General features: G+C 66.7%; 18 protein-coding genes, 1 tRNA gene and 2 other RNA genes. 15 read left to right on the top strand and 6 right to left on the bottom strand.

Annotated features, from left to right (window positions below; all coding sequences use genetic code 11):
• Positions 1–4: 4 nt before the first annotated feature.
• Positions 5–366, top strand: a transfer-messenger RNA (tmRNA) gene (gene ssrA, locus F787_RS16360).
• Between the two features lie 47 nt (positions 367–413).
• Positions 414–833: a secondary thiamine-phosphate synthase enzyme YjbQ gene (locus tag F787_RS0105750; protein WP_019591440.1), complete on the top strand. Its 420-nt coding sequence runs from the start codon at positions 414–416 to the stop codon at positions 831–833.
• A gap of 11 nt (positions 834–844) precedes the next feature.
• Here F787_RS0105750 and rlmM read toward each other — a convergent pair whose 3' ends face one another.
• Together rlmM and soxB are read right to left on the bottom strand one after the other, a co-directional pair.
• Positions 845–1,915, bottom strand: coding sequence for a 23S rRNA (cytidine(2498)-2'-O)-methyltransferase RlmM (rlmM, locus tag F787_RS0105745; RefSeq protein ID WP_028491588.1), 1,071 nt, complete (start codon positions 1,913–1,915; stop codon positions 845–847).
• Between the two features lie 261 nt (positions 1,916–2,176).
• On the bottom strand, positions 2,177–3,910 hold the full coding sequence (gene soxB / locus F787_RS0105740) for a thiosulfohydrolase SoxB (protein ID WP_018869542.1): 1,734 nt from the start codon (positions 3,908–3,910) through the stop codon (positions 2,177–2,179).
• Positions 3,911–4,346: 436 nt separating this feature from the next.
• Between soxB and F787_RS0105735 the strand changes: the two genes are divergently transcribed.
• From F787_RS0105735 to F787_RS0105730, 3 genes are all read left to right on the top strand, one after another.
• Positions 4,347–4,437 (top strand) — tRNA-Ser (locus F787_RS0105735).
• Positions 4,438–4,477: 40 nt separating this feature from the next.
• Positions 4,478–4,624, top strand: a non-coding RNA gene (locus tag F787_RS16355) — RtT sRNA.
• A 126-nt stretch (positions 4,625–4,750) separates the two neighbouring features.
• Positions 4,751–6,658 (top strand): nucleoside-diphosphate sugar epimerase/dehydratase, encoded by a 1,908-nt coding sequence (locus F787_RS0105730; RefSeq protein ID WP_028491587.1) that lies wholly within the window; start codon positions 4,751–4,753, stop codon positions 6,656–6,658.
• Positions 6,659–6,686: 28 nt separating this feature from the next.
• Here the strand turns inward: F787_RS0105730 and F787_RS0105725 are convergent, their stop codons facing one another.
• From F787_RS0105725 to F787_RS0105715, 3 genes are read right to left on the bottom strand one after another with little or no spacing between them, the layout of a single operon-like run.
• Positions 6,687–8,915, bottom strand: a complete 2,229-nt coding sequence (locus F787_RS0105725) for a polysaccharide biosynthesis tyrosine autokinase (protein ID WP_028491586.1) — start codon at positions 8,913–8,915, stop codon at positions 6,687–6,689.
• Between the two features lie 35 nt (positions 8,916–8,950).
• Positions 8,951–9,391: a low molecular weight protein-tyrosine-phosphatase gene (locus F787_RS0105720; RefSeq protein WP_028491585.1), complete on the bottom strand. Its 441-nt coding sequence runs from the start codon at positions 9,389–9,391 to the stop codon at positions 8,951–8,953.
• 18 nt (positions 9,392–9,409) lie between these two features.
• Positions 9,410–10,540, bottom strand: coding sequence for a polysaccharide export protein (locus F787_RS0105715; RefSeq protein ID WP_024328925.1), 1,131 nt, complete (start codon positions 10,538–10,540; stop codon positions 9,410–9,412).
• Positions 10,541–10,742: 202 nt separating this feature from the next.
• Between F787_RS0105715 and F787_RS0105710 the strand changes: the two genes are divergently transcribed.
• From F787_RS0105710 to phoR, 7 genes are all read left to right on the top strand, one after another.
• Positions 10,743–12,080, top strand: coding sequence for a TRZ/ATZ family hydrolase (locus tag F787_RS0105710; RefSeq protein WP_028491584.1), 1,338 nt, complete (start codon positions 10,743–10,745; stop codon positions 12,078–12,080).
• A gap of 7 nt (positions 12,081–12,087) precedes the next feature.
• Positions 12,088–12,792: a bifunctional 2-polyprenyl-6-hydroxyphenol methylase/3-demethylubiquinol 3-O-methyltransferase UbiG gene (gene ubiG, locus F787_RS0105705; RefSeq protein WP_019591446.1), complete on the top strand. Its 705-nt coding sequence runs from the start codon at positions 12,088–12,090 to the stop codon at positions 12,790–12,792.
• On the top strand, positions 12,789–13,466 hold the full coding sequence (gene gph / locus F787_RS0105700; RefSeq protein WP_028491583.1) for a phosphoglycolate phosphatase: 678 nt from the start codon (positions 12,789–12,791) through the stop codon (positions 13,464–13,466). The genes ubiG and gph overlap by 4 nt, the downstream gene beginning before the upstream one ends.
• A gap of 131 nt (positions 13,467–13,597) precedes the next feature.
• Entirely contained in the window at positions 13,598–14,470 is an 873-nt protein-coding gene (hpnC, locus tag F787_RS0105695) for a squalene synthase HpnC (RefSeq protein ID WP_028491582.1), read from the top strand.
• Positions 14,471–14,520: 50 nt separating this feature from the next.
• A complete protein-coding gene (locus F787_RS0105690; RefSeq protein WP_018869551.1) occupies positions 14,521–15,852 on the top strand; it encodes a DUF3422 family protein in 1,332 nt (443 codons plus the stop codon).
• Between the two features lie 92 nt (positions 15,853–15,944).
• Complete coding sequence (phoB, locus tag F787_RS0105685; protein WP_028491581.1) at positions 15,945–16,634, top strand: phosphate regulon transcriptional regulator PhoB; 690 nt, start codon at positions 15,945–15,947, stop codon at positions 16,632–16,634.
• 13 nt (positions 16,635–16,647) lie between these two features.
• Positions 16,648–17,961 carry a phosphate regulon sensor histidine kinase PhoR gene (gene phoR, locus F787_RS0105680; protein WP_019590043.1) on the top strand — a complete coding sequence of 438 codons (1,314 nt, stop codon included), beginning with the start codon at positions 16,648–16,650 and terminating at the stop codon, positions 17,959–17,961.
• Positions 17,962–17,963: 2 nt separating this feature from the next.
• Here the strand turns inward: phoR and F787_RS0105675 are convergent, their stop codons facing one another.
• Positions 17,964–18,590: a YIP1 family protein gene (locus F787_RS0105675; RefSeq protein WP_018869554.1), complete on the bottom strand. Its 627-nt coding sequence runs from the start codon at positions 18,588–18,590 to the stop codon at positions 17,964–17,966.
• Between the two features lie 158 nt (positions 18,591–18,748).
• Here F787_RS0105675 and F787_RS0105670 point away from each other — a divergent pair, with 158 nt between their 5' ends.
• The 3 genes from F787_RS0105670 to pstA all read left to right on the top strand — a co-directional run bounded on the left by F787_RS0105670 (position 18,749) and on the right by pstA (position 23,856).
• Positions 18,749–19,717 (top strand): PstS family phosphate ABC transporter substrate-binding protein, encoded by a 969-nt coding sequence (locus tag F787_RS0105670; protein WP_028491580.1) that lies wholly within the window; start codon positions 18,749–18,751, stop codon positions 19,715–19,717.
• Positions 19,718–19,908: 191 nt separating this feature from the next.
• Positions 19,909–22,179: an ABC transporter permease subunit gene (locus F787_RS0105665; protein ID WP_028491579.1), complete on the top strand. Its 2,271-nt coding sequence runs from the start codon at positions 19,909–19,911 to the stop codon at positions 22,177–22,179.
• Between the two features lie 9 nt (positions 22,180–22,188).
• Positions 22,189–23,856, top strand: coding sequence for a phosphate ABC transporter permease PstA (pstA, locus tag F787_RS0105660; protein WP_028491578.1), 1,668 nt, complete (start codon positions 22,189–22,191; stop codon positions 23,854–23,856).
• The last annotated feature ends 126 nt before the right edge of the window (positions 23,857–23,982 follow it).

Below are 23,982 nucleotides of genomic sequence, written 5' to 3'. Positions count from 1 at the left end.
CAAAGGGGGCGACCTGGATTCGACGCGGGTCGCGAAACCTGAGGTGCATGCCGAGGATGTAGTGAGCCTCGTAAAAATCACTGCAAAAAAATAGTTGCCAACGACGACAACTACGCACTCGCCGCTTAAAACCCGGTAGGGTGCCGTCCGACTGGAGCCGTGCTTGTGCGTCCAGTATCGGGCGTCGACTCTCACAAGCTCGCGGTGAAGCGTGCCCGGCGCGGATCCGTTAAAACTCAACCGGGATCGCCAGACGTCTTCCCTGCCTGTCGGGTAGCGGCTGGTTAAACGCAAAGACAGGATAAGCATGTAGAGCCGAGGGCGGAGGGCCTGCGGACGCGGGTTCGATTCCCGCCGCCTCCACCACATTCTGAAGAAAATCAGGCGCCTGAGGGCGCCTTTTTTTGTTGCTTATGAGCGTTTACCAGGAAGATCTGACGATCACCACGCGGGGCCGCGGCAGCATCGCCGTCACCGATGCCGTGCGCGACATCATCCATCGCTCGGGCATCACCACCGGCACCTGCCACGTCTTCCAGCACCACACCAGTGCGTCGCTGCTGATCACCGAGAACGCCGACCCGGACGTCCGGCGCGATCTGGAGACGATACTGGCCCGGCTGGCGCCCGACGGCGACCCCGCCTACCGCCACGACATGGAAGGCGACGACGACATGGCCGCCCATGCCCGGGCCATGCTGACCCACAATGACCTGACTCTACCGGTGACCCGCGGCCGCCCCGCTCTGGGCACCTGGCAGGGGGTCTTCCTCTGGGAACACCGTTACGCCGGACACGACCGGCGTATCACCGTGACCGTGCAGGGCGAATAACCCGGTTTTCTTCAGCCGGCCGCACCACGGGCCGGACGGGCATGCACGGTGATTTCCTCGCGATCGTGATACAGCTGGCGGGCGTGCACGCGAAATCCGTGCCCGGCCAGCCGGCCCTCCAGCCGATCAAGACATTCCCGCACGGTCTCGTAGCGCTTCTTCATCGGGAGCTTGAGATTAAAGATCGCCTCTTCAGCCCATCCCGCCTCCAGCCAGTCGCCTATGCGGTCCGCGACGCGTCCGGGCCGGTCCACGATGTCGCACACCAGCCAGTGCACCGGACGCGGGGGCATCCAGGTGAACGCATCCTCGCGGATATGCTCCACCTGGCCCCCGGCCATCAGGTCGGCATCCATCGGACCGTTATCCACGGCCTGGACATGCAGGCCATGGCGCACCAGCTGCCAGGTCCAGCCCCCCGGCGCCGCCCCCAGGTCCACCGCCGTCATGCCCTCCGCCAGTCGCTGTTCGCGCTCCTCGGGAGTCAGGAAGTGGAACCAGGCTTCCTCGAGTTTCAGTGCGGAACGGCTGGGCGCTGCGCGCGGGGCCTTCAGGCGCAGGATTCCGCCCGGGCGGTCGCTGCTGCTCTCCGGCGCGGCCAGACCCAGTTGCACACGGTCCCCGGCCGTCCAGAAACAATGCAGCCGACGACCCTGCGCCTCGCCCTGCCCGCGCAGCGCGCCGGCCTTGCGCAAGGCCGAGGCCAGCGGGCGTTCCAGGGCCTTTCCCAGGCGGCCCAGCTCCTTGCCCTCGTTGGTATCCGGCGTCTCGTGCCAGACGGCCTCAAACGCCCAGCCGCTCGCCCGGACCCGTTCCACGACCGGGCTCACCCGATCTTCGCGTGACAGGCCCTCCATCGGATGCAGCGCCGGGAGGCGCTGGCGCGCGAAGATCCGCTCATCCAGGGAAAACGCGTCGCGCAGCGGTGCCGGATCGCCATCGGCCGGCAACAAGCGGACGAAGGCCGCCCCTTCAGCGAACCGTGGATAGACGGCCAGGCCTTCGCGCGCGGCTTCCGCGGCCAGCTCGCCGGCCAGGTCCTTTTCGAATCCTGCCCGGCAATAAAAAAGCAGTTCTTCCATGATCCTCCCCAAGTAATTACGCGCCCCTTCGGCGCCCTGTGGAGCGGCCCCGGCCGCGAATCGCGGCGCCAATCAACACCCCGCGTTGTTCGCGTGCAAGCACGCTCCCATCAAGGGTACCCCGAGAAACCACCCCGGGAGCCTTTCCGGGATCCCTCCTTCACTCGCGGCCTCTCGGGGGCAACAAAAAGGGCCGCCCCTCACGGGACGGCCCTTCACAATCCGGCTCCGGATCACAAGGATCCGGAGCAACTGGCGGCCTTAGCGAGCCAGGCCGGGATCACCCTCCACGTTCTTCAGCTTCGGCAGGTAGGGCTCGCCCACGTTGACCGTATCCTGGTTGCGCAGCCAGTTACCCACCACTTCCCAGACCGGGGGCGTGTCATGCGGCTGATGCACGTCGGCCCAGCCCGCCACTACATAGCGCCGTTCCGGATCCATGGGTTCGCCATTGATCTCCATGTCGGTGATGCGCTCGCCCATCGGCTTGTGCGGGTCAATGGTGTAGCGGATACCGCCGGTGCGCACCATGTCGCCACCGCGATGACGATACGGATCTTCGTTGAAGATCGAGTTGGCCACGTCTTCCATCGCGTGCTTGAGATCCGCGCCGGTCATCTCGTTGCGCGTGGTCTCGGAGTACGTCGTTGCGGTCTGGGTCATCAGCTCTTCGAAAGTAATCGGCTGGCCCGGCAGCACGCTCACGCCCCAGCGGAAACCCGGCGACAGCGCGACTTCGGCGTCCATCTCTTCCATCATCGCCTGGACGATGACCTCGTCGAAGGTACCGTTGAAGTTGCCGCGGCGGTAGAGGACGTCGTCGGTCACCGCCAGTTCTTCCCGCAGCTGGTCCTCGAACGGCTTGCGCACCTCTTCGATGTGCGCCTCCATCTCCGGATCCGCGTCCAGCATGTTGGCGAACACCGGCAGCATCTTGAAGCGGTAGTCCTTGATGCCGCTGTCGTTCACATCCAGGTCCAGCACACCCAGGAACTTGCCGTTGGAACCGGCGTTGGTCACCAGCGTGCGCTCGCCCGCGGCGTTCTCGATCTCCAGCGCACCCGGGATCGCGTCGTGAGTGTGGCCGCCCATGATCACGTCGACGTCACGCAGCCGGCGGGCCATTTCGATGTCCGTCACCATGCCGTTGTGCGACAGGATCGCCACGACCTTCGCGCCCTTCTGACGCACCTCGTCGATCATCTGCTGCATCTTGTCGTCACGGATGCCGAACGACCATTCCGGGAACATGTAATCCGGATTGGCCACCGAGGTGTACGGGAAGGCCTGTCCGATCACGGCCACCGGGACGCCGTTCATCTCGCGGATGGTGTAGGGCTCGAAGATCCGGTCACCCCAGTCGCGATCCTCGACGTTCTGCGCGACGAAGTCGATGCCGTTGGGCTTGAAGTCGTTCTCGATGACTTCCTTGACGCGCTCGTCACCGAAAGTGAATTCCCAGTGACCGGTCATCACGTCCACACCCAGCAGCTTCTGCGCGTCGACCATGTCCTGCCCGCCGGTCCACAGCGAGGTCGCCGAACCCTGCCAGGTGTCGCCACCGTCCAGCAGGAGGGAGTTCGGCCGGTCCGCACGCAGGCGCTTCACCAGCGTCGACAGATGCGAGAAGCCGCCGACCCGACCGTATTTCTCGGCCGCCTCGGCGAAATCGAGGAAGGTCAGCGCATGGGCCTCGGGTGTGCCCTTTTCGACCCCGAAGTGGTCAAGCAGCGCCTCGCCGGCCAGCACCGGCGGCTTGCCCTGCATGTCCCCCACGCCAATGTTCACGTCCGGCTCACGGAAATAGACCGGGCGCAGCTGCGCGTGGCAGTCGGTGTAGTGCAGCAGAGACACGTTCCCGAACGGAGAAATGTCGTAGAAATCCGACGGCGCGCGCTGCCAGTCGATGCTCTCGCCCGCCCAGGCATTGGTGGCGAGGCCGGCCGCGCTGGCGGCCACCATGACTTCGAGGAATTCCCTCCGCGTGAGGTTCATATACCACTCCTGAGTGTTAGGACCTGAATGAAGAAAGCCGTCTGCCGGATCGCGCCGACAGACGCCCTGGTGAACCAAAAGACGTCGGCCCGACATCCGTTATTCCGTCCGGACACCGACCATAGCTACAGCGTGACGCGTAACGCCGCCTGCGTCGCAAAACGCCCACACAGGAAGGGGACACAAAAAAGGCCCCTTCGTCCTGAAGGGGCCAACACGCGACATACACCACTCAACGGTGCCCGGCCCGGGGCAGAGACCCTGCCGGCGACCACCACCGCAGAAAGCGGACAGTTCAAGTGTAGCGTCAGGAGAAAGCGAGTTCGTGATGCAGATCAACGAGTAATGCCGGCACCCCCCGAGGCCCGCCACTCGGGAACGCGCGATCTCGTCCATTGCACACGGCGCCGATGTCGTTTAACCTTTCGCTGCTTACGGAGAGGTGGCCGAGCGGTCGAAGGCGCACGCCTGGAAAGTGTGTATACGGTAACCCCGTATCGAGGGTTCGAATCCCTCCCTCTCCGCCAGATTCCAGAATCAGGGGGCAACCGGGCCCCTGATTCCATGTAAATCCCGGTCGGATGAGGGATTCGAACCCGAGGAATCGGACAAGCCGGGTTCGACGGGTGCCGCACCGCGGCACCCGAACATCGCCGCAGGCGATGGCCCGGAGGGCGAGCCACAGCGTGGCGAGTAATCCCTCTCTCTCCGCCAGATTTCAGGGGGTATTCCGGCGCCCGCAGCGGGCAACGCCGGAACTCGGCAAGAAAGGGCCCTCGCGGCCCTTTTTTTACATCGGCTCCGCGTATGGCGCGCACCCCGCGCCGGGACCAGGGAAGAATGGGCAACCCCAAGGATCAACCGGGCGACCACCGCACCCGCTGGCTGGGCTCCCTCATCAACCTGCCGCGCCGAACCAAGCGCTGGCTGATGGTCGCGGCCGATGTGGTCATGCTCCCGCTCGCCCTGTGGACGGCCTTCGCCCTCCGGCTGGCCGAACCCCTGCCCGAAGCCCTGATCAATGCCTGGTGGCTGTTTCCACTGCTGCCGGTGGTCGGTGTGTTCATCTTCGCCCGGCTGGGCCTCTACCGTGCCGTGGTTCGTTTCATGGGCACCCGCGCGGTATGGTCCGTGGCCACCGGGGTCGTCCTGCTCGCCGGATTCCTCTGGGCGGCCGCGGCGATTGGGCGGCTGGACGACTTCCCTCGCCTGGTCCCGGTGGCCTTCGCCCTCCTGGCCTTCATCTACGTGGGCGGCAGCCGTTTTCTCGTGCGCAGCTGGTACCAGAACGTGAACGAACTGCGCCGCCACGCGGAACCCGTACTGGTCTATGGCGCCGGTGCCGCCGGGATGCAGCTCGCGGCCGGCCTCGGCACCACCGGGCAGTTCCGCATCGTCGCCTTCATCGACGACAACCCGGCCCTGCAGGGGCAGGCGATCAACGGCATTCGGGTCCACCCCCCGCGGATGATCGGCACGCTGATGCACCAGTACGGCATCCGGCGCATCCTGCTGGCCGTTCCTTCGGCCTCGCGCTCGGCGCGCAAGGCCATCCTGGAGCGCCTGGAGCCCTATCCACTGCACGTGCAGTCGGTACCCTCCATGGAGGCCGTCGTCTCCGGCCAGGCACGCCTGGACCAGCTCGAGGATATCGACGTGGCGGATCTCCTGGGACGCGACCCGGTCCCGCCTCAGCCGGACCTGCTGCAATGCAGCATTGTGGATCGCCGCGTAATGGTCACCGGTGCCGGCGGCTCCATCGGCTCGGAGCTGTGCCGGCGCATCCTCCGCCAGGGACCGGCCGAACTCGTCCTGTTCGAACGCAACGAATTCGCGCTCTACCGTATCGAACAGGAGATGCAGGCCCTGCGCGACGAGCTCCGCGTGGACTGCCCGATCCATGCCGTTCTGGGGTCGGTCACCCTGCCCCGGCGGGTGGAATCCGTCCTCGACCGGCACCGAATCCAGACCCTTTACCATGCGGCCGCCTACAAGCACGTACCCATCGTCGAGGAGAATGCCGTCGAGGGAGTGCGCAACAATGTCCTCGGCACGCGGGTGCTGGCCGACGCCGCGATCGCGGCCGGCGTGGAACGATTCATCCTCATCAGTACCGACAAGGCCGTACGCCCCACCAATGTCATGGGCGCGAGCAAGCGGCTGGCGGAAATGATCCTGCAGGACCGGGCAGCCGGCGCCCCGGCTACCCTGTTCTCCATGGTGCGCTTTGGCAACGTCCTCGGATCGTCCGGTTCCGTCGTGCCCCTGTTCCATCGCCAGATCCGGGAGGGCGGCCCCGTCACGGTGACCCACCCCGAGATCACGCGCTACTTCATGTCCATCCCGGAGGCCGCCGAGCTGGTGATCCAGGCCGGCACCATGGCCGGCGGCGGTGAGGTCTTTGTTCTGGACATGGGCGAGCCCGTACGAATCCAGGATCTCGCCCGACGCATGATCCGCCTGCACGGCCGCCAGGTCCGGGATGACAACGGCAACCCGCCCGACGGCATTGCCATCCAGTTCACCGGGCTGCGCCCGGGCGAAAAGCTCTACGAAGAACTGCTCATTGGCGACAACGTGGAGAGCACGCGACACCCCCGCATCATGCAGGCCCGCGAAGGCCGGGCATCGGCGGATGCCCTGAGCGAGGCACTGGAGGCTCTGGAACGCGCCGACCAGGCGATGGATGCCGCGGCGACCCGCGCACGTCTGCGGGAGATCGTTCCCGAATACCGTCCCGCCGGGTGAACCGGGAGTTCCGCTACTTGTACGAGTACTACTTGTACGAGTAGTGGTAGTAGCCGTAGCCGTAACTGGCACTGGCGGTGGCTTCCATGGAGTTCAGGATCGCGCCCCGCGTATCCACCCCCGCACTCTCCAGACGACGCCGCGCCGCCTCGATCTCGCGCGGCGGATTGAGCTGGAAGCGCACCACCATCAGGGTGGTCGAGCAGTGGCGCGCCACCACGGAGGCATCCGTCACCGCGAGGATCGGCGGCGTATCGATCAGCACCAGGTCGTACTGCCCGCTCGCCTGGTCGAGGAACCGGGTAAAACGCTCGTTCATCAGCAGCTCGGCGGGATTCGGGGGCGCCGACCCCCGGGCCATGTAGTCCAGGCCCTCGATATCGGTCTGACGGATGGCTTCTCCCGGCGTCAGCTTCTCCGACAACAGATCGGACAGCCCGCCCGCGCTGCCCTCGCCGAATGCATGGTGGACGTGGCCCTTGCGCATGTCGGCGTCGACCACCAGGACCTTCTGGCCCGCCTGGGCACACACCGCCGCCAGGTTCACCGAGATGAAACTCTTGCCAACACCCGGGCTGGGACCGGTGATCACCAGCCGATTGTCCGCCGCCTCGAGCATCGCGAAATGCAGGCTGCTGCGCAGACCACGCAGCGCCTCAATGGCCCCGTCCGTCGGGGAATACGAGGCCAGCACCCCCGTTACGACCCCTTCTTCCCCGGTGGCCCCGCGTCGACGCCCGCTTTTCAGATCACGCCGCCGCCGCAGCCGCTTGACGAGTTTCTGCTGCACGTCCGACAGCGGTACGGTCGCATAGACCGGTAGATCCAGTTCCTCGATCTGCTCCTGTGATTCAACGCCCCGGTTGAGCATCCCGCGCAGCAGCACCAGCGCCACCGAAAGCATGCCGCCGAGGACCGTGGCCAGCGCCACGATCAGCCCGCGCTGTGGCTCCACCGGTGACGGCAGAACTGCGGCATCGTCCAGGATGCGGACATTCCCCACCGTGCTGGCTCGCGTGATGTCCATCTCCTGCATGCGGTTGAGCAGCTGGACATAGACTTCCTGGTTCACTTCGACATCGCGCTGCAGGCGGAGCACCTGCTGCTGGGTTTCCGGCAGCCCACCGATCTCCTGCTGCAGTTCCCGGCGCTCGTTCTCCAGTTGCTCGCGCTTTTCCAGCAGGGTGACGTAGGTCGGATGGTTCTGCGTGTACCGACGGGAGATCTCCGCCTCCTCGAATTCCAGCTCGGTGATCTGGCGCTCCAGGTCCACCAGCCGGTCGAGGACCGCCTGCGTCTCCATCGACATGTCGACGCTTTCCTGCTCCACCTGATACTCGTTCAGGGCGTCTTCCGCTTCCCGCAGCCGTGCCCGTACCTGGGGCACCTGCTCTTCCAGGAACTCCAGGCTCTGTTCCGCCTCCGCGGCCTGACGTTCGACGTTCTGTCGGCGATAGATGTCACTGATCGCGTTCAGGGCGCCGCGAGCCTGTTCCGAATCGGTGTGGGTGAACGTCAGGCTGAAGACGCCACTCTCATTGCCCTGTTCCGTGGCCTGGAAACGGTTGCGCAGATCGCGTATCGCGGCCAGCCGAGCGCGGCGCTGGAGTTCGAAGCGGGCCCCGGCCCCGGCCGAGATGTCCTCCACAAACAGGATGATCTGCCCGTCGAGGAAGCTCGCCTCCTCCCCGGTTCGGCCTTCTCCCAGGACCCGATCGTCGTGGGACAGGCGGAACTGATCCTCGCCGGTGACCTGCAGTGTCAGGGTTTCCCCTTCCATCGCGGGCGTGACCCGCAGATCGCCCACCGTCAGCGATTCTCCGGACCACGCATAGCGCTCGGCGACGCCGCCCAACATGGCGGCCCGGCTCCGGTCCCAGTCCTGGCGGACCAGAAAATCTCCGATCACCGGCAGGCGCACCGGACGCACGATCAGGTCCAGGCGCTCACGATCCACCGCCTGACCCAGCACCATGCGCGAACGCAGGATCTCCAGCTCCGCCGACGCACGCGGCTCGCGTCCGAGCATCTCGCGCATGTCGTTCAGTGGCGCACTGACACCGCCGGTATCCTCCACCTGGACCAGCGCATCCGCCTGATAGACCGGCGTCGACAGGGTCGCATACGCCCCACCGCCCAGCATGAACAGGAACGTAATGCCGACGATCCACCACTTGTGATCGAGCAGCAGTCCGAGCAGCCGGCCAAGGTCGATCTCGTCATCCGCCGGCGGCGGGGAAGCGGGGGTCTGCGTCATGGGTTACCTGTTCCTGTCGTGGCGCGGCCGGGAGATCAGCCCAGTCGCTCCGCCCAGCTCTGTGCGGCCTCGGTCAGCAGCGCGTGCACTTCCCGAAATGCCTCGTCGCTCTTGCCATACGGATCGGGGATATCGCGACCGTGGCCGTCATCCAGCCAGTGGCCGAAACGCATCGTCTTGCCCAGGGCACGGGGGTGGTTGCGGCCGATCGCCTGGCGCTGCCCGTCGCTCATCACCAGCACCAGATCGGATTGCTCGAGCATGCCGGTGGTCAGTTGCCGGGCCTGGTGACCGGACACGTCCAGGCCATCGGCCTCCGCCAGTGCCCGGGCCTGCGGCGCGACACCCTCGCCGACCAGCGCGCCCAGACCGGCCGAGCCAATGCTGCGCTCCGGGGCATGCCGACGCAGCATCGCCTCGGCCACCGGACTGCGACAGATGTTGCCCGTACATACCACCAGGATCCGTTCAAACATCCGTTCCACCCTGCCCGGTCAGAAGTCGTCGCGCAGCTCGCGCACGTCGCGCGTCGCCTGGGAGGCACGATAAACAGCGTTAACAGTCGGCAGCAACTGATTGATCACACGGTTCCAGCGCCCCAGGGGTGTCGTCGTCACATAGACGATATCCATGGGTTCGAGCTCGAACTCCGTCCCCAGCACCAGGGCCGTGGCATCCCGGGCGTCCAGCTGGTAAACCGTCGCCAGCAGGTCACTGTCCGGCGGCGCCTGACGGACCACAAAGATGCCGCTGGCATCCGCCGTCGCCTCGTTGAAGCCACCGGAATCGGTAAGTGCGTCGGTCAGCGAGATCCGTCCGCGTCCCATCGGGATACTGCGCGGTTCGCCCACCTCGCCCAGCACATACGCCTTCTGGTCTGTGGTGTCCGGCACGTGCAGCACGTCGCCATCCCGGAGCACGCGGTTCTCGGACAGATCGCCCTCGCTCAGCATCGCGTACATCGACAGCGGCACTTCTTCACCATCGCGTGTCAGACGTACGTTGTGCCAGTTCGCCTCCTCGGTCAGTCCACCGGCATCATTGATCGCGTCCAGCACCGTCAGCGGAACGTTGGTCACCGGCTGGCGCCCCGGTTCGCGCACCTCGCCGGTCACGTGTACCTGCTGCGAGCGGTAATCCGCCACCAGCACTTCGACCTGCGGATCATTGATGACCGCGGCGAGTTCTTCCGCGAGGATGTCCCGCACTTCGGCTACCGTTCGACCCTCGACCTCCACACGGCCGACGAACGGATAGAAGATGGTCCCGTCGGAATGCACCGTATTGCCGGATTCGGCCGCCGAGCGTTCCGAACCGGCCGGGATCGTCAGTTCGGGATGGTCATAAACGATGATGCTGAGCACGTCGCCGCGACCGATCCGGTAGTCGTACCGCGTGTCATCCGCCTCGAGCTCCTCGCGTGCCTGTTCCAGATCCGGCTGGACGGGATCCTCGGCCTCCTGACGAACCAGACCGCGGGTGATCGGCTTCACTTCCACCATGTCGTGGAGCGGTTCGCTCTCGGCGCGCTCCTGAATGAAACCACCCGGCGCAAACCCGCAGCCCGACAGGGCGACGGCGACCACGAGAGGCACCGCGGTTTTCCAGCTTCCTGCTGCGATCATTGGCAACTGCACCCGGGTTTGGCGATCTCTGAAGGCCGCAAGGATACAGCTCGGCGCGGGCATGTTCCACAGTTCCGGCCCCATCCTTTCCGAGTATCGGAGCGGTCCCTCAGCCGGACCGCGAACGTGTACATTGATCCACGTTTCCTTACCATGCGCGGATTCCGAAACCCGATCTTCAAACCGTCATCTCGGAGTACCGATGTCCGAAGCAGCCACGCTGATCCTGAGCGCCTCCTGGGTGCTGCCCGTGGTTCCACGGGGGGCCGTCCTGGAAGACCATGCGGTAGTCGTTCGCGACGGTGCGATCCTGGCCGTAAGGCCCCGCGAGCAGGCCCTCGCCGAGCATCCCGAGGCCCGCCACGAACATCGCGAGGGGCACGCCCTGATGCCGGGGCTGGTGAACGCCCACACCCACGCCGGGATGACTCTGTTGCGCGGCATCGGCAGCGACCAGCCGCTGATGGAGTGGCTGAAGCGCTACGTATGGCCGGTGGAGGGCCGGCTGCTTTCGCCGGAATTCGTCAACGACGGCACCCGGCTGGCTGCCGCGGAGATGCTGCGTGGCGGCACCACCTGCTTCTCCGACATGTATCTGTTCGTGGGGGACGCCGCCGCCGCGGTCGATGCCAGCGGCATCCGCGGGGTGATGGGCCTGACGGTGTTCGACTTCCCCACCCCCTGGGCGCAGACCCCGGACGAATACTTCCAGCGTGGCCGCGAGGTGGTGGAGACCTGGGGCGATCACCCCCGCATTCGTTTCACCGTCGCTCCTCACGCGCCCTACACCGTCGGTGACGAGAGCATGCAGCGGGTGGGCGAGCGCGCGCGGGAGCTGGGCGTGCCGGTGCACACCCACGTGCACGAAACCGCCGGCGAGGTGGAGGAGGCGGTGAGCAACGGCGGTGAACGCCCGCTGGCCCGCCTCGCTCGCCTGGGCCTGCTGGACCAGCCGTTCATGGCGGTGCACATGACCCAGGTCAGCGACGAAGACCTGGCCCTGCTGGAGAACCGGCCGGTGTCGATCACGCACTGTCCGGAATCCAATCTCAAGCTGGCGTCCGGCTTCTGCCCGGTGGCACGCCTGGACCGGGCCGGGATCAACCTCGCGCTGGGCACCGACGGGACCGCCTCCAACAACGACCTCGACATGATCGGCGAGATGCGCACCGCGGCCCTGCTGGCCAAGGGCGTGAGCGGCGATGCGGCCGCGCTGCCGGCCGAGCGCGTGCTGGAGATGGCGACCCTGGGCAGCGCGCGCGCCCTGGGGCTGGACCACGAGATCGGCTCGCTGGAAACGGGCAAGCGCGCCGACCTGATCAGCCTCGACCTGACCTCCCCGGAGCTGCAGCCCGAACACGATCCGCACGCACGCATCGTCTATGCCGCCACCCGCGAGGCCGTGCGCGACGTATGGGTGGACGGCCGGGCGTTGCTCGCCGACCGCGAACTGCTTACGCTGGACCTTGAGGCCATCCACGCCAGCGCCGTTCGGTGGCAGGGCCGCGTGGCCGAGACCCTGCAAGCCTGCGAGAGCTGAACCGCCCATGACCCAGACGCACTCCAACGTCGATCCGGCCGAGATCCACAAATTCACGGATCGCGCGCACGAATGGTGGGACCCCAACGGGGCCTTCGCCACCCTGCACGCGATCAACCCGCTGCGCCTGGAATGGATCGACGGACACGCCGACCTGGCCGGCAAGAAGGTGCTGGATGTCGGCTGCGGCGCCGGGATCCTGTCCGAGGCAATGGCCGTGCGCGGGGCCGAGGTCACCGGGCTGGACGCCGGTGCCGAACACCTGGAAGTCGCTCGCGAGCACGCCCACGACAGCGGTGTTTCCGTGCGTTATCTGCACGTAACGGCCGAGGAGCACGCGGAAAAACACCCGGGCGAATACGACGTGGTGACCTGCATGGAAATGCTGGAACACGTGCCGGACCCGGAGAACGTGATCGACGCCCTGTGCCGGCTGGTCCGTCCCGGCGGCTGGATCTTCCTCTCCACCATCAACCGCACGCCGCGCGCGTTTGCCGAGGCCATCGTGGGCGCCGAATACGTGATGCGCCTGCTGCCGGCCGGTACCCACGAGTACGGCCGTTTCATTCGTCCGTCGGAACTGGCCGCGCAACTGCGCCGGCATCACGTGGAGGTGGCCCACCTGACCGGGCTCACGTGGTCGCCGCTGTCCGGACGCTACCGCCTGACCCCGAACACCGACGTCAACTACCTGATGGCCGCACGCGCATGAGCCACGAACCGGGCGCGGTCCTGTTCGATCTGGACGGGACCCTCCTCGACACCGCACCCGACATGCACGCCGCACTCAACCGGCTGTTGGCCGAGAACGACCGCGCGCCCCTGCCCTTCGATGCCGTGCGCAACCATGTATCGCACGGCTCGCATGCCCTGGTCACCCTGGCCTTCCCCGACGCGCCGGAGGCCCGGACCGAGGCTCTGAAGAAGCGCTATCTGGAGATCTATGCGCGCGACCTGTGCATCGCGACCGGGCTGTTCCCCGGCATGGATGTCCTGCTGAACGAGATCGAGGCGCGCGGCTGGCACTGGGGCGTGGTCACCAACAAGCCGGCGTGGCTGACCGAACCGCTGCTGGAGGCCCTGGGCCTCGCCCCGCGCATGAGCGCGATCGTCTCCGGCGACAGCCTCGCACGGCGCAAGCCGGACCCCGACCCCATGTGGCTGGCCGCCCGCCAGACCGGGCTCGAACCCGCGCGCCACTGCTACTGGGGCGATGCCGAGCGCGACATCGCCGCTGGCCGTGCCGCCGGCATGAGCACGCTGATCGCCGCCTGGGGCTACATTGATGCCGGTCAGGATCCCGACGGCTGGGGCGCCGACGGTGTCCTGGACCATCCCGGCGACTTCTGGGGCTGGCGCGAGACGTTCACCCGCGCTGCCGGCTGAGCAAACAGCCCCCCTTGCAGGGGCCGAGCCCCGGCGAGCGCCCGCCGCCCGTGGGATCGGCCGGAGGGCCGGCCTCCCACAAGGACAAAACCGGCATAATGGGTGCACCAAGACCCCCGACTGGAGCTGACATGGCCCGCCCCGACATCGCCGCTGCCTATCGGCATTGCCGCCAGCGTGCCCGGTCGCACTACGAGAACTTCCCCGTCGCCTCGCGCCTGTTGCCACGCAAGATGCGCGACCCGGTGGCCGCGATCTACTGCTATGCGCGCGCCGCCGACGACCTCGCCGACGAGGATGCGCGTCCGGTCGAGGCCCGCCGGACCGAGCTGCAGGCGATGCAGGAACACGTCCGCGCGCTGGACGACCCGGCCGCGGAGACCGCCGCCGAATGGATCGCGCTGGCCGACGCGAAGAGGCGCTTCGACCTGCCCGTTGAACCCTTTGTCGACCTCGCGGACGCGTTCATCCAGGACCTGGAAAAGACCCGCTATGCGGACATCGGCGAGGTGATGGAATACTGCCGGCGTTCGGCCAACCCCGTCGGCCGGCTGATCCTGCACCTGCAGGGCGACCCCGACGACGCAATGCTGGGCCAGTCGGATGCCATCTGCACCGCCCTGCAACTCATCAACTTCTACCAGGACCTGCACCAGGACATCCGCGAGAACGACCGCATCTATCTGCCGCAGGACGAGATGGCCCGCTACGGGGTGACCGAGGTCATGCTTCGCGAGCGGCTCAACACCCTGCCCCTGCAGAACCTGATGCAGTTCCAGTACGCCCGCGCCGACCGCCTGCTGCGCGCCGGCGCTCCCCTGGGCGGAACCCTGCGCGGGCGGCTCGGTCTCGAGATCCGTGCCATCGTCAACGGGGGTGCGCGCGTGTTGTGGCGCCTGCGCCAGCAGGACGACGTGTTCGCGCGCCCCCGCCTGCGCACCCGCGACATGGCGGTGATCCTGTGGCACAGCCTGCGGCCGCGCCGACGGGGACGCGGTAGCTGAACGTCCCCCCCGACCCGATCCCGACTCCGAACCATCACCCGGCTACTGACATGCAAACCAACCCGCTGCTGCCCGGCAACCACCCCCTGCGCGAGTCCATCCAGGAAGAGGTCCATACCCGTTTCTACGAGCCCCTGGATCCGCCGGCACGAGTCTCCTGGCTGACCCTGCTGAGCCCGCGCGAAGCCATCGACCGGGAACGCGAATGTGTGGCCGACCTGTGCCGGCGGTACGGAATCGAGCCCCCGCTGAACGGCGAGAACTTCGTGGCCGTGGACCTGGGCGAGTTCCGCCTGCGCTGGGAACGCCACAACGAATTCTCCACCTGGGCGTTCTTCGTTGTGAACGAACCCCGGCAGGAACCGTTTACCCATCCCGCCATTCATCGGGTGCCCATCGACTGGCTGACCGGCCTGCCGGGGGAGACCATTGCCGCCATCCACCTGGAGCTGGAACCGCGCGAGGCCCCGGTGCGCAGCATGCGGGATCTGGGGGAGCTGTTCGCGCCCTATTCGTTCGCCGGCAACGGGGTCTCCGGAGGCGATGGCCGGGTGTTCACCGATTTCCGGGTACGCGAGGACGGCTTCGAGCGTTTCCTGGTCCGCGACGTGGATCTGTCACCCCGTCAGGCCGGGCGCCTGGTGCAGCGCGTACTCGAGCTGGAGACCTATCGCCTCATGGCCCTGCTCGCCCTGCCGCTGGCCCGCGAGCTGATGCCCGAGCTCAACGAACTGGAGGGCCGCCTCAACGACATCAACGACGAGATGGCCGGCATCTCCGATCGCTTCGGCGGCACCGACCGCGAACAGCGGCTGCTGGCCGCGCTGTCCGATCTGGCCGCCGATGTCGAGCGCATGGGCAGCCACACGGCGACCCGCTTCCACGCCGCACGCGCCTATGCCTCCATGGTGGACAAGCGCGCCGAGGAACTGCGCCCGGTGCGTATCCCGGGTCTGCAGACCCTGTGCGAATACCTCGGCCGCCGTCTGGACCCGGCCATGCGCACCTGCCGCTCGCAGGACGAACGGCTCAACAACCTCGCGACCCGGATTCACCGGACCACCTCCATGCTGCGCACCCGGGTGGACGTCGCCGTGGAAAACCAGAACCGCGACCTGCTGCGCTCCATGAACCGGCGCGCCCATCTGCAGCTGCGCCTGCAGGAGACCGTCGAAGGACTGTCGGTGGTGGTGATCTCCTATTATCTGACCAGCCTGCTGGCCTATTTCCTGCGCGGGATGGACGAAGCCGGCACGCTCCCGATCCCGGTCAACATCGCCATCGGTGCCACCGTCCCGGTGGTGGTCGGCGGGGTGTGGTATGCCCTGCGCCGCATGCGCGCGCGCATCACCGCCACTCACGGCGAGGACGGGCGCCAATGACGGCGAGCAGGATTCCCGTCGCATGATGCCGTGTTCACACGTCTGTAACACGCCTGTTATGCAATGCGGTCATCACGCAACCGGAGGCCGACATGGCTGTTTCGATCCTGCTTGTGGAGGATGACCTCGCCATTCGCGAGATGCTCCGCCTGCCCCTCAACCGGGCCGGCTACGATCTGCGCGAGGCAGGCGACGTCCGCAGCGCGCGCACCGACCTGCTCCAGGACCCGCCCGATCTGGTCCTGCTGGACTGGATGCTGCCGGACATCAGCGGGCTCGACTGGGCCCGGGAACTCAAGGCCAGCCCCGTCACCAAGGACATTCCGGTGATCATGCTGACCGCGCGCGGCGAGGAGGAAGACCGCGTCCGCGGGCTGGACGTCGGCGCCGATGACTACATCGTCAAACCGTTTTCGCCGCGCGAGCTGGCGGCGCGGATCAAGGCCGTGCTCCGGCGCACCACGCCCACCAGCTCGGAGGAGCCGGTGGAGGTCCGCGGTCTGGCGCTCGATCCGGTCTCGCACCGGGTCAGCGGCAACGGGCAACCGGTCAGTCTGGGCCCCACCGAATACAATCTGCTGCATTTCTTCATGACCCACCCCGACCGGGTCTTCACCCGCGAGCAGCTGCTGGACAAGGTCTGGGGCACCAACGTCTACGTGGAGGAACGCACCGTGGATGTGCATATCCGTCGCCTGCGCAAGGCCCTGGCCGAAACCGGACACGACGACCTGGTGCAGACAGTGCGGGGCTCCGGTTACCGTTTCTCCGACCAGCCCTGACCGGACCCGCCCCTTGCAGCCCCCCTTCAACCCCTGGCCACGGGTTATTGCCCGCAACCTGCTCGCCGGCCTGATCATTCTCGGCACCGGGTGGGCCCTCGGCTACCCGTGGATCACCGCGACGGGCCTGCTGACCGCCGCGCTGGGCTGGAACCTCCTGCAGCTCTACCGGCTGGAAAACTGGGCCCGTCGCGGCGGCCGCAGCGAGCCCCCGGATGCCCGCGGCATATGGGGCGAGATCTTCACCAACCTGCACCAGCGCCGCCAGCGGCGACTGCGCCGGGTGGCCGGCCTGCGGCGCACGCTGGAACGCTACCGCGACTCGGCCAGCGCCCTTCCCGACGCGGTGGTGGTCCTCAACCCCGAGCACCGGATCGAATGGGCGAACCCCACCGCCGCGCGCCTGCTGGATCTGGAATGGCCGGCCGACGAGGGCCGCCGCATTACCCACCTGGTGCGCCATCCGGATTTCCTGCGTTTCATGGACCCCGCCAGTCCGCCGCAGGAGAGCCTCAACATGCCGTCGCCGCTGGATGCGAACCGGCGGCTGGAGATTCGTCTGGTGCCCTACGGCGAGCACCAGTACCTGCTGCTGGCGCGCGACACCACGCACCTGCACCGTCTGGAGGTGATGCGCCGGGATTTCATCGCCAACGTGTCCCATGAACTGCGCACCCCGCTGACCGTGCTCTACGGCGTGGCCGAAACCCTCGAGGACGAACTGGTCGACCAGCCGGAACTGATGGACTCGGTACGCCTGCTGCGCGAACAGTCGGAGCGCATGAAACTGCTGGTGGACGACCTGCTGATGCTCTCGCGCCTGGAGACCGGCTCGGAACAGGGCGAGCAGACCTGGTTCAACCCGACCAAGATGCTGCGCAGCCTGATCGACGAGGCCGAACTGCTGTCCGGCGACCGCGGCCACCACCTGGCACTGGATGCCGAGCCCGATCTGGAGATCCTCGGCACCGAGACCGAGTTGCGATCGGCCTTCGCCAACCTGCTGTTCAATGCGATCAAGTACACCCCGGCAGGCACCCGGGTCACCCTGAGCTGGTCCGCAACCGACGACGGCGGCGCCACCCTCGCCGTGGACGACAACGGTCCCGGCATCGCCAGCCACCATCTGGAGAGGCTGACCGAGCGTTTTTACCGCGTGGACGATGCCCGCAGCCAGGATCGCGGCGGCACCGGCCTGGGTCTGGCCATCGTCAAGCATGTGCTGCTGCGCCACCAGGGACAGCTGCAGATCGACAGCGAACTCGGCGTCGGCAGCCGCTTCAGTTGCCATTTCCCGCCGCATACGGTGCGGCGCTGCGAAAATTGAATTCAGATCAACCAGGTCGTGCCGAGACGCAGTTCCGGGGCGGCCCCGGGGATCAGGTCCATCAACGCCCAGCCAAAGACCAGCGTGATGAACGCACCGGAGAACAGCGTGGCCGCCCACAGGCCGATCCGGTTGCCGCGTTTCAGTCCCAGCAGTTCACGCAGAGCCACATACAGCAGCGCAAGGCTGTACAGGATCAGGGCCAGCGCGAGGCCGTTGCCCCAGGGCCAGGGGAACGCCGCGACCACGTTGCCCAGCCATGCCGGGACCAGCCCCAGGGTCACGGCCATGGCGGCCCGCTCGGGACCCGCCGGCCCCTGGAACAGCTCCACCAGATAGTGAGCCGACAGGGTCAGCCCCGCGACCCCCACCGTCATGGCCAGCACGCTGTAGACGCCGAACCCCACCGGATCCGGAACGGACTCCGGGGGCAGCGCGGGTGGCATCAGCCCGTAAAGCCATTGACTGAGGATGACGCTGGTCAGCACCAGGGGCAGAGAGAAACGCAGGAACACGGCCTGCCACGAAGGCAGCGGACCGTGAGCGGCGAGCGAGCGCAGCACCGGTCCCGGACGCACCAGGACACGGGCGGCCAGGGGCCAGACGCGAAGGGGACGATCAGCTTTCATGGATGCACTGTATGAAGCGTCGATGACAATCCCGTTACAGCGCCCTGTCATGCTTCTGTCACGTCGCCGTCACCAAACTGCAAGCATGGCTCCCGATAATCCGGCATCAAGGACCCACCGGTCCGACGCACCGTCAAGCAAGCACGAGGGAGTGACCCATGCTGTTCAAGCGTACCGTTCTGGCCGCCGCCGCGGCCGCCGCCTTTGCCGTCACACCGGCGATGGCCGATGTTGACCCCGACCTGCCGGCCTACCAGACCGTCAGCGGCATCTCCGGCAATCTGTCCAGCGAAGGCTCGGACACCCTGAACAACCTGATGGCGCTGTGGGCCGAGGAGTTCCAGGACTTCTACCCCAACGTGAACATCCAGATCCAGGGTGCCGGCACCTCCACCGCCCCGCCCGCCCTGACCGAGGGCACCGCCGACTTCGGCCCGATGTCCCGCCAGCCGCGTGACAGCGAGCAGGCCTCGTTTGAAGAGCGCCACGGCTACGAGATGACCCTGGTGCCGGTGGCCATCGACTCCATCGCCGTGTTCGTGAACCGCGACAATCCGATCGAGGGGATGTCGATCGAACAGGTGGACGCGGCGTTCTCGTCCACCCGCCGCTGCGGCGGTGCCGAGGACATCAACCGCTGGGGCCAGCTCGGCCTGGAAGGCTCCTGGGCCAACCGTGACATCACCATCTACGGGCGTAACGCGGTCTCCGGCACCTACGGGTACTTCCGCCAGCACGCCCTGTGCGACGGTGACTTCAAGAATGCCGTGAACGAACAGCCGGGTTCCGCCTCGGTCGTCCAGGGTGTCGCCGAGTCCCTCAACGGCATCGGCTATTCCGGCATCGGCTACAACACCTCCGGTGTCCGCGCCATCGCCCTCGGCGAGAGCGAGGATGCCCTGTACGAGCCGACTGCCGAGAACGCCGCTTCCGGCGACTACCCCCTGTCGCGCTTCCTCTACGTCGCGGTCAACAACCACCCGGAAGACGGCCTCGCCCCGCGCCAGGCCGAGTTCCTGAAGATGGTGCTGTCGCAGGAAGGCCAGGAGGTGGTCGTGCGTGACGGCTTCGTCCCGCTGCCCGAGACGGTCGCCAAGCGCCAGCGCGAGGCCCTCGGCCTCGAATAACCGGTGCACCTCCCGCAATGGGGAGGTATCAGGGCCCGGACAATGTCCGGGCCTTTTTCGTTTATGCCCCTGAGCACGAGCCGCTGCGCGTTCAAATGCCTGTCACCGCAGTGTCATCGGACTGTCACAACCCGCCCTTAGGATCCCTGCCAATGACCGTCACGCGCCCGTCGATATTTCAGGGGAACCGAATGCCCGGCACCATCGCGAACACCACTCTCGACCGCTTCCAGCGCTGGCGCCGCGCCAAGGACACCTCGGCCCGCTACCTGATCGGATTCTTCGGTCTGGCCGTGATCGGCGCCCTGACCCTGATGTTCGTCTACCTCCTGAGCGAAACCCTCCCGATGTTCCAGGGCGCCTCGCTGGAGGAACGCGCGGCCTACGATGCGCCCGGCGGGGCCGACACCGGGACCATCCACCTGGCGGTCAATCGGCATCGCGAAATGGCCGTGCGTCTGACCGAAGACCGTCGGGCGGTCTTCTTCCGCCCGTACAGCGGCGAGGTGGTAAGCGAACAGCCGCTGCCGATACCGGATGACGTACAAGTCACCAGTTTCAGCATGGCCGAACCGCGCACGCGCCTGGTTGCGGCCGGCCTGGACAACGGCCAGGTGCTGGCCATCGAATACGAATACAACGAACGCTTCACGCCGCAGGGTCGCGAATACGATCCGGGCCTGGTGTACCCCCTGGGAGACGAGGATTCGGCGCTGCTGGACGTGGATTCCGAGGGCCGGGCCATCGACGTGGTCGGCATCCAGCGAGGTTCCAGCGGCGTGCGGGTGGCCGCAGCCACCGAGGACGGCGAGCTGCGGCTGGTCAACTTCGAGGAACGCACCTCGATGATGACCGGCGAGACCGAGGTCACCCGTTCGGCCCACGACCTGCCCTCCCTGCCCGAGGGCGCGACGCCAACCCGCATCCTGGTCGACATCACCGGGCGCAACCTGATGGTGGGCGACGACCGGGGCCGGCTGCATTTCTTCGACATCAGCACCCCGCGCAACGCCCGGCTCGTCGACAGCCAGCGCGTGGTGCGCGGCGACGACGCCGAGGTGACCTCGCTGGAATACATCCTGGGGACGGTATCCGTCGTGGTCGGGGGCTCGGATGGCTCGGTCGCCCAGTACATGCTGGTGCGCGACGAAGACAACGTGAACCGCATCACCCGCGTCCGCGACTTCCCGCAACATGCCGATGCGGTCACCAACACCCAGCCGGAATACATCCGCAAGGGGTTCGCCACCACCGACGCCTCCGGCGCCCTGGCGGTCCATTACCCGACCTCGCAGCGCACCCTGCTCCAGCAGACGATCAGCGACCGTCCCCTCTACCGCGCGTACATCGACCCGCGCAATCGGATGCTGATCGCGATCGACGATGCCGAGACCTGGTTCGTGAACGACCTGTCCAACCCGCACCCGGAAGTCTCCTTCCACGTGCTGTGGCAAAAGGTCTGGTACGAGGGCCGTTCCGGCGGCGACTACGTGTGGCAGTCGTCGTCCGCCACCGACGAATTCGAGCCCAAGTTCTCGCTGGTGCCGCTGACCCTCGGCACGGTCAAGGCCGCCTTCTACGCCATGCTGTTCGCCACCCCGCTGGCCATCATGGGGGCGATCTACAGCGCATATTTCATGTCGAGCCGCATGCGCAGCCTGACCAAGCCCAGCATCGAACTGATGGAGGCCCTGCCGACCGTCATCCTGGGCTTTCTGGCGGGCCTGTGGCTGGCCCCGTTCATCGAGGCCAACCTGCCCGCGGTAGCCAGCATCCTGATCCTGCTCCCGCTGGCCATGCTGGTGATGGCCTATATCTGGACGCGGGTCCTGCCGGAGGGCGTACGCCGTGCGATCCCCGCAGGCTGGGAAGCCGCGATCCTGATCCCGGTGATCCTGCTGGTGGGCTGGTTCGCGGTGTTCATCAGCCCGCATCTGGAAATCTGGATGTTCAACGGGGATGCCCGCCAGTGGCTGACCGACGCCGGCTACACCTACGACCAGCGTAACGCCCTGGTGATCGGCATCGCGATGGGTTTCGCGGTAATCCCGACCATCTACTCGATCTCCGAGGATGCGGTATTCAACGTGCCCAGGCACCTGACCCAGGGCTCGCTCGCACTGGGCGCCACCCCCTGGCAGACGGTGGTGCGCGTGGTGCTGCTGACCGCCAGCCCGGGGATCTTCTCGGCGGTGATGATCGGCTTCGGCCGCGCCGTCGGCGAGACCATGATCGTGCTGATGGCGACCGGCAACTCGCCGGTGGTCAACTTCAACATCTTCGAGGGCATGCGCACGCTCTCCGCGAACATCGCGGTGGAGATGCCCGAGACCGCGGTGGGCGGCACCCATTACCGCATCCTGTTCCTGGCCGCGCTGGTCCTGTTCGCCCTCACCTTCACGGTGAACACCATCGCCGAGATCGTGCGCCAGCGCCTGCGGAACAAATACAGCACCCTGTAAGGAACAACGATGAAACACTGGTTCCAGTCCGGCACCCCGTGGATCTGGCTGAATGCCGGGGCAATCGCCGCCTCCCTGGTGATGGTCTTCGGGCTGATCACCATGATCGCGGTGAATGGCCTGTCGTTCTTCTGGCCGTCCGAGGTCATCGAGTTCGAATACCAGCCCGCGGATGACAGCGAGCCCCGGGGGGTGATGGGCGAGCTCGCACGCTCGGAGACCATGACCGCCCAGGCCGCGCGGGAAGCCGGCTTTCAGGTGCCGGAGGGTCAGGAAATCGTCGTGCGCCACCTGATCAAGCGCGGCAACCGCGACCTGGATTCACGCGACTTCCGCTGGTATCTCGAAGACGCGATGTCCGAACGCCGCACCCCGCGCGACGCCGTGGTGCTGGAACGCCTGCAATGGGGTGACTTCTTCGGCTTCATCCGGGAATACCGCGAGGACGGCGAGACCGTGGCCGAAGGCGAAGCGGCACGCACCGCCTTCGAACAACGCATCCGGGAGACCCGCGATCTGGTGCAGCAGCTCGAACGCATCGAGCGGGTCGAGATCGGTCAGGTCAATCATCAGATGGAACGGGTGCGGCTCGACCGTCGCGGCCTCGAACGGGACACCTCGCTGACGGAGGAACAGCGCGCGCAGCGCCACCAGGAACTCGACGAGGAACAGGCAGCCCTGGACGCCCAATACGCCGAGCTGGAATCCGAACGCAACGCCCTGCGCGAAGAAGTAGCCCGTTACGCCATCGTGCTGGAGACTGCCGATGGCCAGCGTACCACCATCGCGCTGTCGCAAATCGTGAATGCCTGGTGGCCGAACGACATGAGCACGGCCGCGAAGCTGAGCCACTACGTCGGCAGCTTCTGGGACTTCATGACCGGCTACCCGCGCGAGGCGAATACCGAGGGCGGCATCCTGCCGGCGATCTTCGGCACCGTGCTGATGGTGATCCTGATGTCGATCGTGGTGACCCCGTTCGGCGTGCTCGCCGCGATCTACCTGCGCGAATACGCGAAACAGGGCCCGCTGGTACGCATCATCCGCATCTCGGTGAACAACCTGGCCGGGGTACCGTCGATCGTGTTCGGAGTGTTCGGCCTGGGCTTCTTCGTGTATCTGGTCGGCGGCAACATCGACCAGCTCTTCTTCCAGGATGCCCTGCCCTCGCCCACCTTCGGCTCCCCGGCGATCATCTGGGCATCGCTGACCCTCGCCCTGCTGACCCTGCCGGTAGTGATCGTCTCCACCGAGGAGGGCCTGACGCGGATCGGCAGCAGCGTACGCCACGGTTCCCTGTCGTTGGGCGCCACCAAGGCCGAGACCCTGTGGCGGCTGATCGTGCCGCTGTCCGCGCCGGCCATGATGACCGGCCTGATCCTCGCGGTGGCGCGGGCCGCCGGCGAGGTCGCACCGCTGATGCTGGTGGGCGTGGTCAAGCTCGCGCCCAACCTGCCGGTGGACGGCACCTTCCCCTATCTGCACCTGGACCGTGCCTTCATGCACCTCGGCTACCACATCTACGACGTGGGCTTCAAAAGCCCGAACGTCGAGGCCGGCCGGCCGCTGGTGTACGCCACGGCCCTGATCCTGGTGCTGCTGATCGTCGTCCTTAACCTGACCGCCATCTCCATCCGCAACCATCTGCGCGAGAAATACCGCGCGGAAAGCGACTGAGACGGGCCATGTTCAACGTCTCTCTCAGGCACCGTCATTGCGAGGCCCCGCAGGGGCCGCGGCAACCTCGTGACGCAACCCCGACGTTCGCTCCAGTCGCCTGCGGCGTCCGCCCCGGAGATCGCC

The sequence above is a fragment of the Thioalkalivibrio sp. ALE19 genome (genome assembly GCF_000428605.1).
Classification (GTDB): Bacteria; Pseudomonadota; Gammaproteobacteria; order Ectothiorhodospirales; family Ectothiorhodospiraceae; genus Thioalkalivibrio.
Note: the sequence above shows the minus strand (reverse complement) of the source record. Positions and strands in the feature narration are given on the sequence as shown.